We start from the raw sequence: 15,546 nt of genomic DNA, 5'->3' as shown, positions 1-15,546 counted from the left end.
GCCGCCCTGAGTATTGATTGTGACTCAGGGAGATCATGAAAACACCTTTAGCACCCTGCAAGACACTGAAGAACAGGCTGCCCCGGTTAATGCTGGTGCTGGCGATGGTATTGGCCAATGCCGTTGCGTTGGCTTGCAGTATTGCCCGGGCCAGCGAGTCTGACAGTCAGTATTGTGTGACCGATATGAGCGACCGCGCTGTCTGTCTGGATACCCGTTCGCCCAGAATCATCAGTCTGTCTCCGGGTTCTACTGAATTGTTATTTGCTGCCGGTGCCGGTGATCGTGTTATTGCGGTTGATCAGCACAGCGACTTCCCTGAAGCGGTCAAACAGCTGCCCAATGTGGGTGGCTACCCCAATGTGAGTGTGGAAGCCATTGTGGCCATGAAGCCCGATCTGGTGGTGGTCTGGACTGCCGGTAATTCCCAAAAGGTGATTGAGCAGCTGGAGTCCCTGGGCATCAGCACCTTTCATATCGATGTGGTGGATTTTACCGGCATTAAGCAGGCCCTCCGAAGTCTCGGGCAGGTGGCCGGGACCGAAAAAACAGCCGAACAGGTTGTTGGTGACTTTACCGCGCGTTTGCACACACTGCAGAGTCAGTATGCCCGGCGTGAGCCGGTATCGGTGTTCTTTGAAATCTGGCGATCCCCACTGATGACGGTGGGTAATGGCCTGGTGATTGATGATGTTATTTCGTTGTGTGGTGGCCGGAATATCTATGGTGATGTCTCCGAAAGTATTCCCAAAATCGGTATCGAATCCCTGATTACCCGTGATCCACAGGTCATTATTGGTTCTGATCCGCAAGGCGATACCCCAAAAACCCGCAAAGAGTTGCTGGGCTACTGGAGCCAGTGGCAAAACCTGCAGGCGGTGCAGCAGCAACAACTGTTTTCGGTACCCAGTGACCTGATTGCCAGACCAACGCCCAGGATTCTGGACGGGGCAGAGATGATCTGCCATCAGTTACAAGCGGTGCGCTCAAAGGCAAGCCACACAGAGCGTGTGGCTGCCCAGATACCAATTCATCAAGAGAGTCCGCTCTGAAAAGGCAGAGTTCTGTCCATTTTTAAGACAATTCGCTTACTTTAAGGATGCAAACAAAATGTCGTTTAATCATCGTTCTGTTTTTGCACGAACCGGGCTTTCGGTTGCTGTGGCAATGTCTGTGATGAGTTCTGCTGCGGCTGCAGAAGAGGTTTATAAGCTTGGAGAGATTGTTGTTACTGCGGCAAGGACCGCTCAAACAGTTGATGAGACGTTGGCTCCAGTGACGGTGATTAATCGGGAGCAGATTGAGCGGAGTCAGGCTATTTCCGTTACAGAACTTTTGACACAGGCACCTGGTGTTCAAATCGCCTATACAGGTGGTGTTGGCAGTAAGACGGGAGTTTATTTGCGAGGCACAAAAACACAGCAGACACTGATTCTCGTCGATGGTCATCGTATGAATGGAGCTTACGCCGGTGAGGCTCCTTTGCAGTATTTAGATCCAGATCAAATCGAAAGAATAGAAATTGTCCGTGGACCGCGTTCAACACTGTATGGTGCTGATGCGGTGGGGGGTGTTATCAATATCATCACTCGAAAAGGCGGAAAAGAACCTCAATTGACGGTTAAGGCTGGTGGTGGTAGCCGAAATACCGGTGAATATGGCTTGAATTTTAATGGCTCAGTTGGCAGAACGCAGTTCAATTTGGGTGCTCGTCTTTTTGAAACTCAAGGCTATGATCGCACGACGAATCAGCTTGGTTCGGACTGGGATGATGATGCGTTTCGTAATAAGTCCATTTCGGGCAGTTTGTCTCATCGCTTTGAAAATGGTATTGATGCAGGGGTCAATATCTCTCACTCCGAAGGCAAGGCTGAATACGATAATAGTTTTGGTAGCAATGCGCCAGAGTATCCAATTTCATTTTTTGAACAAACGACGTTCAATGTTTACGCATCCTTGCCGGTCAATGAACTGTGGAATACTAAAATTGATGCGGGTTACGTTCAGGATGATCGAAAAGATGTAGGAGCTCGCCCGAGCTATGCGGAAGGCGAAATTCTTTCCCTGAGCTGGCAGAATGATATTGCCTGGTCTGATGAGCAATTGCTGATTGCGGGTGTTGACTATTCAAACGATAAAGTAACCACCAGTAATAACTATGCTGTTGATGAACGTTATAATGTTGGGGTTTTTGCTCTTAATCAGTCGTCTTTTTCTGGTAGCGATCTACAGTTAGGTGGACGTTTTGACAAGAATGAAGTGTATGGCAATAACACAACGGGCAGTGTGTCCTGGGGCTTTGATTTGCCTGCTGACACTCGTCTGATCGCCTCTTATGGAACAGCATTCAGAGCTCCTCCATTCGTTGACCTGTATTCTCCATATGGTCCGAATCCAGATTTGAAGCCAGAAGAAGCCAGAAATACTGAATTAGAATTACGGGGTGTCTGGAGTCATAATACTCAGTGGTCGGTCAGCATGTATCAGAATGATATGGATAATATGCTCGATTATAATTCTGATACGCGTCGTACAGAAAATATTGCTAAAGCCAGCATGCGTGGAGTTGAGTTTGTGGTAACCTCACGGATTTTCGACTGGGACCTAAATACCAACCTGAGTTTTGTTGATCCGGAAAATCGGTCAGGAGCGAATGCTGGCAAAACGCTGCATCGTCGGGCCAAGCAGCTTTTTACCATGAATGTTGACAGAAATTTTGGCAAATGGGCGATCGGAGGAACCCTCAGGGCTCAGGGAAAAACATGGGATAATGCAGCTAATACGCTTGAAATGCCTGGGTTTGGTACGTTTGATTTAAGAGCGTATCTGGCTGTCACTCCTGAGTTGAAAACACAGCTTAAAGTTGTCAACCTGCTTGATAAGGATTATACAACTACCAACGGCTATATAGATGAGCCTGGAGGTGTATTCGCTACTCTTATCTGGTCACCCGAGCTATAAACTTCTTGTTCCCACGCTATTTCTCGTTCCCGCGCTCTGCGCGGGAATCATACCTTTACTATCAATGAGCTCTGTAGTGTCTGCTAGGAGGCTGACCGAGAATAGCGCCCGTAACGAGGATGGCAGAAAATTGAGGATAAAAATTCGGTTTTGTGAGGTGAATAGCGGGGCTATTTGCCGAACAAAAGCGGATTTTTAGACCAATTTGCTGCCACCGCAGTAGGGCAGTCTATTCTCGGTCAGCCTCCTAGAATGCATTCCCACGGAGGTGCAGAAGGCTGGTTCTGCAATCGATAGGCTCTAATATGACTTTAAAATACTCCGGCGATATCCGCGAACTCTGCTACCCATTTATCTACGAAGACTCCCCCCTGTGTGATTATGAAATTATCACCGACGAACTGTGTGCAACGCTCGGTGGTGTTATCAGCGAGCTGGAAGGCGATCAGCGGTTTGTCGATATCTATGATTTCCTGGATCAACTGCAACCCAGAATTTTCCATATGAATGGTTCAGTCCGTGGCAAGCAGGCGATTTTTGAACAGCAGATACAGTGGCTGGCAGGTTACTTTGATCACTACCAGCAAGAGATAGAAGGCCTGCTGCACGGTTTTGTCCTTCCCAGGGGCGGTCGTCCCGTGCAATTACTACACAGCTGTCGTTCGCTCTCCAAAAAGGCAGTCAGGGCGCTGGTCAAGGTAGACGCCCATGGCATTAAGGTGCCGGATGAGTTACATCGGTTTGGCAATATGCTCTGTAATCTGTTCTTCCGTTTAACGGTGGTGATCAATCGCCGACTCGGCATTGTAGAACCTGAATACCAGAGTTTGAGCTATAACCTGAAGCCGCCATCCAGAAAAGAACAACAATAAAATGTGGCATCAGTCGGCTTCCGTCAGAAGCCGACATCGCTATGGATCAGTAGGCAATATTCCGGTAGTTGAACCCTTTAAAGCTAACCTTGTACAGCAGGGAATAGATCACCGGTAGCACGATCAGTGTCAGTACCGTAGCAAAGCCCAGACCGAAGATAATGGTCACGGCCATGGATTTGAAAAAGGCATCAAACAACAGTGGAATCATGCCCAGCATGGTGGTCAGGGCGGCCATACAGACGGGCCGCAGGCGGCTGACCGAGGCGTGGAATATGGCCTCATGTTCTTCCCGGCCTTCTTCCAGCTCCAGTTTGATCTGTTCCACCAGAACGATACCGTTCTTGATGATCATGCCCGACAGACTCAGCAGGCCCAGCAGCGCCATAAAACTGAACGGTGCATTCAGCGCCAGCAGCCCGGCCACAACACCAATCAGTGCCAGGGGAACCGTACACCAGATAGCTATAGGCTGTCGTATGGTGTTAAACAGGAATACAGTAATCAGAAACATCCCCAGATAGCCCAGCGGTATTGAGGCAAACACCGCACTCTGTGCGTTAGAAGACAGTTCATGAGCACCACCCCATTCCAGCTGGTAACCATCGGGTAGTGGAATGGCTTCGATGTTTGCACGCACCTTGCGCAACACGCTGTCGGCGGTTTCATCACCCAGCAACTGTGGGTCAGCCATCACGGACATCATGCGTTTACGGTCCCGGCGGATGATCAGCGGGTTTTCCCACTCAGTATCAAAACTGGAAATGGCCTGGGTGATGGGCACATAACTGTTATAGTCAGCACTCCAAACCTGCAGATCGGTAATGCTATCGGCATTCAGGCGTTCGGATTCCGGAGAGCGGACAATCAACGGCATTAACTGGCTGCCTTCACGATAGACGCCAACCTGACGGCCGCTGAAGTTCACCAGCAGAGCGTCGTCCAACGCCTGTTTGGAGATACCGCTGCGGCGGGCACTGGCTTCATCCAGGTGAGGGCGAATCAGGCTGACCTGGTTACGCCATCCGTGTCGTATATGCGTGGCCATCGGTTCGTTACGCAGTACATTGATGGCCTGTACCGCGAGAGACCGTAATACTTCCGGGTCCTCGCCATAGAAACGGGCTTCAATTTCTGCGGCGGGGGAAGGGCCATTCTGTAAGTATTTGATCCGATATTCCACATCACCGAAGTCTTCGGTCAGGCGGATTTCCAATGTCGGGATCAGCGGTGTGATGGCTTCCAGGTTATCTGTCTCGATAATCAGCTGGCCGAAACTGCTGTATTGCTTTTCCGGCATATAAGGAAGAATAAAACGCTGTGCGCCCTGGCCAATCACCGTTGTGACATTTTTTACGCCGGGGAGGGTCAGCAGTAGTTGCTCAAGCTCTGCCACCCTTGTTTCGGTAGCACGGACATCACTGCCCTCCGGCATCCAGAAATCCACAAAGAACATCGGCGTGTTGGATGGCGGGAAAAAGACATTTTTCACCGAACCAAACCCCATCATCGCCAGCACCAGCGCCAGAACCGTCAAGCTGATGGTGATGGGGCGGTGGACCAGAGAGAACCCGAGCAACTGTTTATACAGGGTGAACAGCGCTCCCTGGTAAGGATCTATGGATTCACCCGCCGCCTGTCGGGCAGCCAGCTCGTCCTTCTTGAACAGAATGTTGCAGAAGAAAGGGGTCAGGGTGATGGCTGTGATCCAGCTCAGGAGCAGGGAGATCAACAGCACCTGGAACAACGACAGACAGAATTCACCGGTGGCATCATCAGAAAGGCCGATAGGTGCGAATGCCATAATGGCAATGACGGTGGCACCCAGCAAGGGCCACTGGTTCTGGCTGACAACCTGTTTGGCGGCCTGCAACCGGGTGAGTCCCCGTTGAATACCGACCTGAATCCCTTCTGTGACGACAATGGCGTTATCCACCAGCATCCCCAGGGCAATGATCAGGGCACCCAGGGAAATCAGCTGGAGCTCAATGCCGATCACCTTCATAACAATGAACGTTCCGAGGATGGTCAACAGCAGAACAGCGCCCATCAACAGGCCTGCACGTACGCCCATGGCCAGCAGCAGTACGACAATAACAATGGCAATGGATTCCAGCAGGTTGATCAGGAAACCATTGACGGATTCCGAAACCGTTGCCGGTTGGTCGTATACTTTGGTGAGCTCAATGCCAACCGGTTGCCCGGACTGAAGCTCATCAATGCGCTGACGAATAGCGTCGCCTATATCCACCACGTTAACACCGGAAGCGAAGGAAATACCCAGTGACAGAGCCTGGCGGCCATTGGAGGAATAGAGTGTGTCCGGTGTTTCATCGAAGTCTCGACGAACGGTGGCGATATCGCCGAGTCGAACCAGCTGTGTGCTCCCCGGCGGGCTGATGATCAGCTGTTCCAGTTCATGAATGTCATTGAACTCACCGGTGGGATGAATGCGTATGGAACGCCCTTCAACCAGCATATTACCGGCATTGGAGACCACATTCTGATTCTGGATCAGGGCGAATATCCAGGCTGGATCGATACCCAGGTTAGCCAGTTTGGCCTGGGACATCTCAACCACCACCTGCTCCTGACGGGCACCGGCGATGGAGACTTTCTTGACCCCTTCAACCAGCACCAGCTCACGTTTCAGGTAATCGGCGTAGTTTTCCAGGTCCCTGGAGGTATAACCTTCTCCGGTAATGTTGAACAGCATGCCATAGACATCGCTGTAGTCGTCCACCACAACCGAGGCGTAGACGCCGGGCGGCAGACTACTCTGGGTGTCATTGACCTTACGGCGCATTTCATCCCAGATCTGGGGCAGTTGATCTTTGTCGTATTGTTCTTTCATCTCCACCATAATCTGGGAACGGCCATTGCTGCTGATGGAGTCGATATGTTTGACATACTCCATCTGCTGAATGGCTTCTTCCAATGGCAGTGTCACTTCTTCTTCCACCTGTTCCGGGGAAGCTCCCGGATAGTGGGTAATGACCATGGCCTGTTTGATGGTGAACTCAGGGAACTCCAGCTGACCCAGCCCAAAAAACGACATTGCACCACCCACCAGCAGGATAACCACAAACATCCAGCTGATCACCCGGTGGGATATGGAATATTCGGCAATATTCATGGCTTATAGTCCCCGTTCCTTGTGCAGCGGTTTGACGGTCATGCCATCGTATAGCTGACTGAGACCTGCGGTAACGATCTGGTCACCGGTATTGAGGCCTGACAGAACCTGAATTCCCGCTTCGGTAATACGTCCTGTGGTCACTTCGACAGGGGCAACCTGACTGGTATCCTGATCAAAACGCCAGACCACCGTCTTATTGTCAGTGTCAGTTTTGGATACGGCTGAAATGGGGACCAGAACGTATCCTGGTTGCCCCCGGGTATCGATGACCCGGGCCAGGTCAATAATGACCGTGGCGGTCATACCGGGAAGAATGTTCATATTGGTGGGTGCCATCCGGGTGAAAATGACTTCATAACTCTGGGTACCCGGAGTTACCCGTGTCGCATGTTCTTTATAGTTGACCGGAAACTCCTTGCCAGGAGCCCCCGGGAAGGTAGCGATGGGCTGATAGCCATTGTTGACCGCATTGGCATTGACATGGGAAACGATACTTTCAGGTACCTGGATGCTGATATCGAGCCGGTCACTGCTTTGCAGGATAAGGACCGGCTGCTGGGCCTGAACCTGCTGGTGCGCTTCGGCCAGAGTCTGGGCAACCCGGCCACTGAAAGGTGCTGTCAGTGTCGTATACGCCAGTTTGTCCCGGCTTAATTTCAGCGCTGCTTCTGCAGATTTCAGTCTGGCACTGGCCGTATCGTAGCTCGATTGTGAAATCACTCTCTTTTCTAACAGGGAGCTGGCGCGTTCAAACTCGGCCTTGGCAAGTTCATAATTCGCCTGACGATCCTGAAGCTCATTGCGGATATCCCGGTCATCCAGATAAGCCAGCACCTGTCCTTCAGTAATATCATCGCCCTGTTTGACCTCGATCTTGTCGATCTGTCCGGGTATACGAAAGGATATTTCGGCTTCTTCGGTGGCTGTTACCTTGCCTGGAAAATAACGTAACTGCTGCTGCTGGGGATCTTTTACCTGAAAGAGTTTTACTGGGCGGATGACTTCTTTATGACCGGTTTGCTCCTGATCGCAACCGGTCAGCAGGGTGAACGTCATTAACACCATCACGGCGATGGATGATCGGGATGAAGGGGTGAGATGCATTCTGAGGTAGCTCCAAAACAGTTGGGTAGAAGTATCTGGTAGACATGCTTGATGTGTACCGCGTTCCTGGAATCGATAAATTCTGGCTGGTTAACTACTTATACAGGTAGCAACAACCTGCTCAGCCTGAAGCTTGCAGTTGTCAATCATGGATGGTGAAAACGGTGCTCTCCATCCCCAGCCCTGCAGGTATTTGGCCAGGTTGGAAGTAAGCAGGCTGAAGCCTTTGTCTTTCTGCACGGAGGGTTGTTTCAGGCCAAACCCGGACATGCTGATCTGGAACAGACCTTCGCCCAGACTCCAGATGCCCATCAAAATATCAGCCAGTGCACTCTCGCGATTCTGGTCAGTGATTGCCGGGTTGTCCGCCATTAACTCAATAATCTGTGCTTTAACCATCTGGCTCATCTTATGGTAGATGTCGTCCAGTGCCTGTGCCCGTCCTGTTGATGCCCGTTGCCAGATATCCGGGGTCATTGCCAGTTGTCGTAGAAAGTAGTGATGGGGCTGTCTGGCATAAGACAACCAGATGGCAATATTAAGCGTCAGCAGACGTTCCATGGCGGGTACCGGGCTGTTGAGCACTTTATGGAATACCGTCGCCATCGTGCTGGAGATAGTGATGGCGCAACCCAGCAACAGATCTTCCTTGCTGGAGAAGTGTGAATATACGGTTCCCATTGAAAACTGGGCTTGTTTGGCAACTTCAGACATTTTCAGGTCCATAAAGCCCTTTTCCTTAAGAATGGTCAGGGTGGACTGAATAATAGTTATCTCTCTCTGTGTCCGTTTGTCGGTTGCTGGCATGGAAAATACACCGTGGTGGAGAGCAGGAGTTAAAAAGCAGGGTTATATGAATACAAGTCGAATTATATTCGAATTTTGTTTTGAATAAAATAAGTACACCGTTATCCACACTCCTGGCAAATCAGGTGCTCTTTGCCCGGTGCTTCAGTTGCACTGAATAAGCATAGAGCTGACATTAATAAAGAAGAAACGTGGTCGAAAACAATACATTACAGGCTTTTTACAGGCGGGCGGGCTTGCCCAGCTACTGGTCCCCCAATTAAACTGCCTGCTGTCTAATTGCTGTTTTTCCGGAGGTATGGATGCTCCTGGTCGTTCTTTTTGCATGCCTGATTGTCGCTGTTACTGCTTTTCTATCCCTTCTTGAATCATCATTGGTGGCGGTGGATGAGTTAAGGCTGGTCACGATCCTGTACAAAAGGCCCGACAATAAAAAGGCTATCCAGCAAGTCTTTCAGAAAAAGCGAGAGCACCTGTCAGCGATCGTTTTGTTAAGCACGCTGATCAGTATTTCTGGCAGTACTTTCCTTGGAGCGCTGGCTGCCAGGGAATTTAACGATCTCTGGATGGTTATTTTTACGGCACTGCTCGCTTATTTTATGCTGGTATTTGCCAAGGTTCTGCCCAAGCTGCTGGCAGTGCAGATTGCTGATAGGGTCGTTGCCAGATATTCACCCTTTATCCATCTTATGTATTCAGTGACCAGACCTGTCTTGCTGTTAGCCCTGGTCTGGACCCGTCTTTTACCCAAGCCCGTTGAAGAAGACAGAAGCAGTGATGAACTCCGGAGTATTATCAAGCATTACAATAAGCGTGGAGTGATTGGTAAACGTCAGCGAAAACTGGCCGATGCTGTACTAACTTCCCATCAGCGCCAGCTGACTGAGCTTGTTGAGCGCTCAATACCCGCTGTCTGTCTGTTATCCGAGGCAACCGTCGCTTCTGTCGAAACGACGATTCGCTCGTATCCCTGTAAGCGTTATGTGGTCCTGAACGATGGCAAGCCGACAGGTATTGTTCTCTATCGGCATATCGCCCGTTGTCTGGTTAATGAAGAGGCAGATATCTCAGTGGGAGAGCTTATGAGAAAAACCATTAATCTGGCACCGGAAACCTCATTGCATGAGGCAATGACAGCGCTTCAGGAGGCCAGGGCATCCATTATCCTGCTTTTGGGAGAGACGGTAGAGCAGACCCGGATTGTCACCGCGAAAAAGTTGTACCAGGCTTTATTGCGCTGACTTCACATCAGGCGACAGATATTGTTAACTGGTCTGGTCTTTATCACCGTTGAGCATGGTCAGCAGGCAGGTTGGGGTCAGCCCTTTTTGGGTGGATTGCCAGAGCGCAAAACAGGCATCTTTACCGCCACTCCAGGAGGTGCAGAAATTGCTTTTAGAGGTTACAGGCATAGTAGTATCAGGAGCCTCCTATGGTCTTACCACACTGATATTCTTTCTTCGGGAGTATGCATCCTGATGCTGGAAATAGTGAGGAAGTGTCATTTTCACCAGTTCAGAAAACCATTCAAACTCTACGCAGGGTGTATTACAGGAATCGATATTGCCTATTTTATCCATAAAAAATGAGTAGTCATAGTCAGGGCAGCTTCTTTTGATGTTCAGGAAAATACCGTGGCGGGTCATCACTTCAAGCAATTCCCGGGCAAATATTTTTTCAAAATACCCATAGCGGTAAAAAGTCTTTGGGGTGTGGCGCGTTCGATGGTTATCTGTGCGCCCGTCGGCTCCTGGCAGTGTCCAGTTATCCTGGTAGCCATAGACAGTCATTTTTGCACGCCAACAACAAAATTCCGGGTCCCTGGTGGTGGGTTCTGATTTAAAAAAGACTTTCGTCAGGTTGAACAGTACTTTTTTAGCGATTCCCTCCATTATGACGGCGGCATCAGGAATAAAGTTTGGTTCCCAGTACTGGGCATGACCACGGAGATGCTCCGGCAGCTGGTGTAGCTGGACGTCACCCAGACGGCAGTTAACGCCGCCCATGTCACGGTAGATAAAATCAATAGCGGGTAAATCGTTGTGATCCATGGTCAGCTTCAACAATACGTTCTGGCCATGGAACTCAAGATAGAAGCGCTGCCTGTAAATGTGATCAACCATTTCTTCCGCAATGGGCCTGAGTAATGCACCGGTAATAAACTGAGTAGGTGTTGTTTGACTTTGTTCAATCAGGGCATTGAGCAAAGGCCAGTTGTTTATGCCAAACAGTGCATATAGTGGAATAATGTAGTGGCCTTGAGTCGTGAATAATTCCGGAACAGGTCTATGGATCATACCGGCACCGGATAGCTGTACGGCTTCTTCTTTCGGGTCAATCAGGTGGGCATCAGGAACGAAAGACAAATTTTCTTCCAGACACGTAAACTTCTCTGTTTGTTTATTTTTTAATACCGACGAATTCGCTACGCTGGCTGCACACTCTTTTTGATAAAGCAACCTGCGAACCCCCCCTATTTCCTCATTCAGGCTGACTTTGACCATGGCAAATTCTGTTGTGCCGCCAGCGGGCAAGGCGATCAACAAGGTTCTGAATGAGCTCAATGCTAAAGCGGGAACATCAACCTGTGTATGCTGATATTTTGATATCAGGGGGGCAAACAGTGTTGCGGATTTTGGATGTACCAGATACAGGATTTGGTCCTGACCTTCGACCGTGCGCGTGATTGAACAATGGCCTTGGCGGAGCTGAAACAGTTTTCCTTCAGAACAGGGAATCCAGTAGCCTTTCATCATAAACGGCTGGAAAGTGCCAGGGTGATATTGATCATCGCTGGCTTCATACCCATGATGAAACCCGGCAACGATCTGTTGATTTTCATTAACAACGTGCCGGCTCTCTTCTGCCATCGCCAACCGGGTTTTTTCGGCGTATATATACGCCAGGAAGGTATCTGGCAGTGCTTTGAAAGTATCCCAGAGTGGACTTCTATCCATTTTTTCCCGGCAGGATTGGATTTCAGTCTGAAAAAACTGATCAACAAGAGATAAGCAGTTCCGTTCGGATAACGCACTATTGCCGGGGAGTGAACGATTTTCCGTCTCTGTCAGCGCAGTGTAAACATAGGGGGTACCTGTTGCGGCCGCTATCATCTTTCTATCCTATGATGTTTCCACTCTGTATCCAGTCTGAGCCATTCTGCTTTCTGGCTGAAAACCAAATCTACGGTCAGCTTCCAATTGATTGGTCTCCTGCGTGCCGACGGTTGCAGGCGGGCGACGTGGCTGCATGATTTTATCACTGCCTTGTGAAGCTTCCCGGTGGATATATAAGCCATCGTTCTCATTCGGACCTTTAGCGTCGATGAATTGCTCTTTAACCAGATAGCCAACAAGGTGCCTGGGCAGATCCTGCTGAAAGAGTGCGTATTGCCAGCGATTGAGTGCATTACCCCTTACCCGGTATTGTCGATCAATCTGATCTCGGTATGTCTCATTATCAGCACCTGATGATTGATCAGCCCCAAAACCGAGCAAGTGCATCAGTTGATAAATGTCATCATCATTTCTCTCGTGATTAAGACGCCAGAACTCATCGGATACAAAACGATAAACATGTTGGTAAAGCGAAACGGGGGTGTAGTGGGAGTGCAAAAGATGGCTAATGGTTTGCTGGCTTTCAGGCGTGAGGTTTTCATAGGCATCAGCCTGAGCCGACCCGGAGACGATGGACAGCCCTGTAAAGTGATTGACTTGTTCCTGACAGCGAGCCGCCATGGAGGATTCACTACTGTGTCCGATGGCACTGGCAAGAGATGCTGTAACGCTGTCTTGCAAAAATTGCTGAATACAATCCTTTATGTGGCTGTTACTGCCAGAAATCAACGGAAGTAACAGCGATTGTATCCGGCCTGAAAAACCTTCGTTGCAGCCTTCTAAATCATTGCCAGCTATAGCGACAAGATTATTCAAGGCATGGCTGATTGAGTTGTCTGTCAGGTTATAAACTTCTGCATAGAATAACTGGCTGACAAACATTTCAAAATACTCAACAGACTCGTCAACCATCCCGCGACCGCTGTAGCCATGATCCCTCATGCCTGAATAGCGATTAAGCCGCTGGATAAAGTTTCTTTCCAATGCGGCTAACGCCCCATCAATACCGGGGTTGCTGGCTTTGTATTGCTGATACGCATGGCAATCCCGGAGTGTCTGGCACAGAGCCTGGATATTCCTGTGCAGCTGCCTCCCCGCGTACATGACATCCCTCTCGCTATCGCCATAGATGGCGAAGAGTTGCTCCTCGTCAATGACCGGTTGATCCGCCGGTTTCCTGAAATAGCACACTGCGTGATGCCGTAAAAGGTCATGACAAAGTTTCAGCGATTTCTCCTCAATCCCTGAAATGTGTTGGATATTCGTCAAGTGGTTTTGAATTGAAAGTAATGCGGGATGGCTGTTGGTGCCTTTTATTTGTTGGTAAATCTCATAGAGTAAAGCGGATTTATAACTTTTTATGGAGTCCAGTTCGCTTATTCCCAGTTCCTTCAATACGTCAATGGCAGTGCGCAGGCTTTTGGTACTTGTCACCTCTTTCAGCAATTGTTGAAGCTTTAATAATTTATTGAGGTGCGGACAAATGAGACGTAACTGTGCAACATTCAGATTGGTGCTGTAGGTTCCGCGCAGAAACTGCTTGGGTTCTCCGTTAGCACCATACATCGCAAGTTCTGCGTAAATTGATTCAAACTTGTCCTTCAGGAAGTCCCTGTCATCATGATTCTCAAGATTAATGGAAAGGGTATTGAACAGCAGACAGGGTTGCGCCTGTGGTAAAGGGCTAATCAAACGTTGACACGCTGTCGTCATACGTATTGGATTTCTGAGAATTTCGGCCATTGATTTTTTTCCGATGCTGACAAAATGATCAGCGCTATCCTCTGAAATCCTGTCATCCACCCCCAGCAAATCACCCACAATACATAAAAAGTCGTCATACCATTTGTTTAATTCTTCCAGGTGCTCACTTAGTTTGATCATTTGATCTTTAGTTAATGAAAATCCGGTTTCTCCATCATAATTTGCTTCCATATCATGCAGTAGGTTCTGGCTGAAGAGCAGGTCGAAAAAGCTATAGCCAAGTGCATGATTGCCATCGGGGATTTTGATCAGGAAATGCCCCTCGGTTTCATAGGGAGTCTGTTGGTAGCCAATGTCTACCGTATACATCTCCCTGAACTCCGGTTGTACTTCAGCAAGTTCTATTAGATGAGAGAGCCTGGCCCTGACGCTATCGCCCAGGTGCTTATCACTTTTGCACTCCCGATAGGTGTCTGCCAGAGTGCTTGCGGCTAACTGATCGACTTCGTGTTGGTCCCAATGAAGCCAGTGACTGATCAGCTTTCTTTTCTCAATGGCAGCTTTTTTCTCCGCCAGTTGATCAGCATGGTTGGCAATGGCTGTTTCAATACTATTGGCATCCCCGCCATGTTCATGGAAAAAATTCCGAAGGTACTCCAGATGCCCGGCAATTTGCTGTCGCAATGGTTGAAGCTGCCTGAATGCTGATGCGTCTTCAAGAAGGGTAATAACTTTGGCCTGGATCTTTAAATCAAAACATTGAGTGAGATGTTCAATGCTTTGATGTGACCAGGTTCCTGACAGGTTTGATGTGCTGATAATTTGCTGAATAATATGACCATAATCAATATCAGGGGTTGTCTCATGGGGGGGCTGTGGTATATCCATGGCTACTGCCAATGGTTGATCAGTTTGGGAGGATGATTCGGATGGTTGCGCCCCTGCTGCGGATGTAATTTGAGGAATTGTAGGGGTAAAGGTCATTGGATGAATAGGGGGCATGGATACAACCTGATAAACGCAGAAACTGAATATATTGACCCGGGAGTTGATAGAAAGTTCACGCGAATGCCGATTTTTTCTACAAGGAGAAACACTTGTTTCGATGAGAGTCTTTTCATATCGGGACGAAGATTTATCTGTGATTATTTTGTATCATCCTTAACTTGCTCTTCAATAATACCCGGTCATGGATTGAGTTGTTCTTATTGGAATGAAGAGCAAAGCCAGAGTATTGAGCTCAGCCTTCTTCGGTCAAAAAGTAGCTCAGGCTCTTACAATTGAAAAAAATAAAAATAATAAAAGGGCTGTTTAGATGAAGCTGACAAGATTGAGTATATTTTTGCTAGCCATTATAACTTCAAGCTGGTCCGGCGCTGCTGAAGCAATTTCTTTTTCCAAATGGTACTGCATATTTTTCTATTGTGGATCAGAGCCAGAACCATTACCAGAACAAGTGCCAGAGCCAGAGTATGACTTTGTTGTTGTAGGTGCGGGTTCAGGTGGAGGAACTGTGGCATCACGACTTGCACATCTGGGGCATTCAGTATTACTCATCGATGTGGGTGGCGATCCTGCTGACAATAATCCAACCTATACTATTCCTGCTGCACATCCTTTTGCCAGTGAAAAGCCAGGAAAAGTTGGTCCTATTATGTAGAGCACTACAGTGACCCTGCGAAGGCTGCACGCAACACTAATGCGATGTGTCGTATCAATGATAATCCTGAGAGGCGCGTCAGCTGTATTGTTCAAGGCAATGGCAACTGTGATTGTCCCGACGGAACTTCTCGAGAAGGCATTTTCTATCCTCGAGGCACCGGGATAGGTGGCTCCTCAACTA

Annotated in this window: 11 protein-coding genes; 5 read left to right on the top strand and 6 right to left on the bottom strand. The window is 48.9% G+C overall.

Annotated features, from left to right (window positions below; translation table 11 throughout):
* Window positions 1-35: 35 nt before the first annotated feature.
* The 3 genes from ACO6UY_RS04205 to ACO6UY_RS04195 all read left to right on the top strand — a co-directional run bounded on the left by ACO6UY_RS04205 (window position 36) and on the right by ACO6UY_RS04195 (window position 3,833).
* Complete coding sequence (locus ACO6UY_RS04205) at window positions 36-1,052, top strand: cobalamin-binding protein (RefSeq protein ID WP_422450467.1); 1,017 nt, start codon at window positions 36-38, stop codon at window positions 1,050-1,052.
* Between the two features lie 58 nt (window positions 1,053-1,110).
* A complete protein-coding gene (locus tag ACO6UY_RS04200; RefSeq protein WP_422489158.1) occupies window positions 1,111-2,961 on the top strand; it encodes a TonB-dependent receptor domain-containing protein in 1,851 nt (616 codons plus the stop codon).
* A gap of 305 nt (window positions 2,962-3,266) precedes the next feature.
* Window positions 3,267-3,833 (top strand): cobalamin adenosyltransferase, encoded by a 567-nt coding sequence (locus ACO6UY_RS04195; protein ID WP_422450469.1) that lies wholly within the window; start codon window positions 3,267-3,269, stop codon window positions 3,831-3,833.
* Window positions 3,834-3,879: 46 nt separating this feature from the next.
* Here ACO6UY_RS04195 and ACO6UY_RS04190 read toward each other — a convergent pair whose 3' ends face one another.
* From ACO6UY_RS04190 to ACO6UY_RS04180, 3 genes are all read right to left on the bottom strand, one after another.
* Window positions 3,880-6,969, bottom strand: a complete 3,090-nt coding sequence (locus ACO6UY_RS04190) for an efflux RND transporter permease subunit (RefSeq protein WP_422450470.1) — start codon at window positions 6,967-6,969, stop codon at window positions 3,880-3,882.
* Window positions 6,970-6,972: 3 nt separating this feature from the next.
* Complete coding sequence (locus tag ACO6UY_RS04185; protein ID WP_422450471.1) at window positions 6,973-8,076, bottom strand: efflux RND transporter periplasmic adaptor subunit; 1,104 nt, start codon at window positions 8,074-8,076, stop codon at window positions 6,973-6,975.
* 90 nt (window positions 8,077-8,166) lie between these two features.
* Window positions 8,167-8,883: a TetR/AcrR family transcriptional regulator gene (locus ACO6UY_RS04180; RefSeq protein ID WP_422450472.1), complete on the bottom strand. Its 717-nt coding sequence runs from the start codon at window positions 8,881-8,883 to the stop codon at window positions 8,167-8,169.
* 302 nt (window positions 8,884-9,185) lie between these two features.
* On the opposite strand from ACO6UY_RS04180, the gene ACO6UY_RS04175 reads away from it, so the two are divergent.
* Window positions 9,186-10,124, top strand: a complete 939-nt coding sequence (locus ACO6UY_RS04175; protein ID WP_422450473.1) for a CNNM domain-containing protein — start codon at window positions 9,186-9,188, stop codon at window positions 10,122-10,124.
* A 24-nt stretch (window positions 10,125-10,148) separates the two neighbouring features.
* On the opposite strand, the gene ACO6UY_RS04170 is transcribed toward ACO6UY_RS04175, so the two are convergent.
* The 3 genes from ACO6UY_RS04170 to ACO6UY_RS04160 all read right to left on the bottom strand — a co-directional run bounded on the left by ACO6UY_RS04170 (window position 10,149) and on the right by ACO6UY_RS04160 (window position 14,705).
* On the bottom strand, window positions 10,149-10,295 hold the full coding sequence (locus ACO6UY_RS04170) for a hypothetical protein (protein ID WP_422450474.1): 147 nt from the start codon (window positions 10,293-10,295) through the stop codon (window positions 10,149-10,151).
* An 18-nt stretch (window positions 10,296-10,313) separates the two neighbouring features.
* Window positions 10,314-11,840, bottom strand: a complete 1,527-nt coding sequence (locus ACO6UY_RS04165) for an IucA/IucC family protein (protein WP_422489157.1) — start codon at window positions 11,838-11,840, stop codon at window positions 10,314-10,316.
* Between the two features lie 165 nt (window positions 11,841-12,005).
* Window positions 12,006-14,705: a hypothetical protein gene (locus ACO6UY_RS04160; RefSeq protein WP_422489155.1), complete on the bottom strand. Its 2,700-nt coding sequence runs from the start codon at window positions 14,703-14,705 to the stop codon at window positions 12,006-12,008.
* A gap of 313 nt (window positions 14,706-15,018) precedes the next feature.
* Here ACO6UY_RS04160 and ACO6UY_RS04155 point away from each other — a divergent pair, with 313 nt between their 5' ends.
* Complete coding sequence (locus ACO6UY_RS04155) at window positions 15,019-15,363, top strand: hypothetical protein (RefSeq protein WP_422460049.1); 345 nt, start codon at window positions 15,019-15,021, stop codon at window positions 15,361-15,363.
* The last annotated feature ends 183 nt before the right edge of the window (window positions 15,364-15,546 follow it).

The organism is Endozoicomonas sp. ALE010 (genome assembly GCF_049310165.1).
GTDB lineage: Bacteria > Pseudomonadota > Gammaproteobacteria > Pseudomonadales > Endozoicomonadaceae > Endozoicomonas.
This window is presented reverse-complemented; position numbering and strand designations above follow the sequence as displayed.

Excerpts from the sequence above, each read along its gene's own strand:
- ACO6UY_RS04155 (WP_422460049.1), top strand. The coding sequence starts at position 15,019 with ATGAAGCTGACAAGATTGAGTATATTTTTGCTAGCCATTATAACTTCA.
- ACO6UY_RS04175 (WP_422450473.1), top strand. The coding sequence starts at position 9,186 with ATGCTCCTGGTCGTTCTTTTTGCATGCCTGATTGTCGCTGTTACTGCT.
- ACO6UY_RS04205 (WP_422450467.1), top strand. The coding sequence starts at position 36 with ATGAAAACACCTTTAGCACCCTGCAAGACACTGAAGAACAGGCTGCCC.
- ACO6UY_RS04185 (WP_422450471.1), bottom strand. The coding sequence starts at position 8,076 with ATGCATCTCACCCCTTCATCCCGATCATCCATCGCCGTGATGGTGTTA.
- ACO6UY_RS04165 (WP_422489157.1), bottom strand. The coding sequence starts at position 11,840 with ATGGATAGAAGTCCACTCTGGGATACTTTCAAAGCACTGCCAGATACC.
- ACO6UY_RS04190 (WP_422450470.1), bottom strand. The coding sequence starts at position 6,969 with ATGAATATTGCCGAATATTCCATATCCCACCGGGTGATCAGCTGGATG.
- ACO6UY_RS04195 (WP_422450469.1), top strand. The coding sequence starts at position 3,267 with ATGACTTTAAAATACTCCGGCGATATCCGCGAACTCTGCTACCCATTT.
- ACO6UY_RS04170 (WP_422450474.1), bottom strand. The coding sequence starts at position 10,295 with ATGCCTGTAACCTCTAAAAGCAATTTCTGCACCTCCTGGAGTGGCGGT.
- ACO6UY_RS04180 (WP_422450472.1), bottom strand. The coding sequence starts at position 8,883 with ATGCCAGCAACCGACAAACGGACACAGAGAGAGATAACTATTATTCAG.
- ACO6UY_RS04200 (WP_422489158.1), top strand. The coding sequence starts at position 1,111 with ATGTCGTTTAATCATCGTTCTGTTTTTGCACGAACCGGGCTTTCGGTT.
- ACO6UY_RS04160 (WP_422489155.1), bottom strand. The coding sequence starts at position 14,705 with ATGCCCCCTATTCATCCAATGACCTTTACCCCTACAATTCCTCAAATT.